Below are 883 nucleotides of genomic sequence, written 5' to 3' on the forward strand. Positions count from 1 at the left end.
CCAAATCAGTTAGTCGATGACCTATTTGGATAAGTTTTGAGGGAACCACTATGCAAGTACAACTGAGAAAAGAAGAAACCGTAGCCAAAGTTCGTGAATACGGAACCTTTACCAGGATCCAAGCCACACTCGGGATCTTATCTGTCTTTTGTATGCTTCTCAGCACACCACATACCCTCTCTTCCCAAGAACTCATCCCCGAATTACAAACCGGAGAATACGACCGCCAGTTCATGAACCAGTTCTATGGACAGGTTTACTTCCAGAACAATTTAGCCACCTGGACAAACCGCGTAGAAAGTTATGTGGGAACCGCACGAGCTGCATGGGAGGCTAGTGTAGATTCGGCCATCAATGCCTATGTGGACAGTATCACAACCTCAGATAGCTATAACTCTGTTGATGCGTATAAAGATTATGTTTACAGAGAGATGCAAAGCCAGAAGTCACAAGCTCTTCTAGACTGGCAAGACAAGGCAAATGCTCATTTTCTAGAAAACCAATCAGAATTTGTTACTAAGCTTAATACCAATTATGTAGATAGTTCTTATCTATCACGAATTGGACAACAGTCTCTATACAACCAATACCTCAATAACCTTTCTGTTACCCAAAACCTACAAAGCCAAGTGGCAGTTGCGGCTTCCAGCTGGCAAAATACTTACAACCAGAACTACCAACAAGGTTTGAACGATTTTGCAAGTTCGATTACGAACATCACACAACAATATGAATCTATAAAGAATTCCATTGCACAAAATCACACTATATTCCAACAAAACCTAGATGTGATCAATCAGTATAAGACTGCTGTGATCGACTCCATCAAAGGAATGTTGGATAGTTTCCAAACGGATTTGGATACAGGAGTTACTTGTAACTT

General features: G+C 41.0%; 1 protein-coding gene. It reads left to right on the forward strand.

The genetic code is table 11. The features are described from left to right. Positions 1-50: 50 nt before the first annotated feature. Positions 51-883: TIGR04388 family protein (locus EHQ24_RS19155; RefSeq protein ID WP_135603199.1), on the forward strand; the 833-nt coding region annotated here is incomplete at its 3' end.

Origin of the sequence: Leptospira noumeaensis, assembly GCF_004770765.1 — a bacterium.
Taxonomy (GTDB): domain Bacteria; phylum Spirochaetota; class Leptospiria; order Leptospirales; family Leptospiraceae; genus Leptospira_A; species Leptospira_A noumeaensis.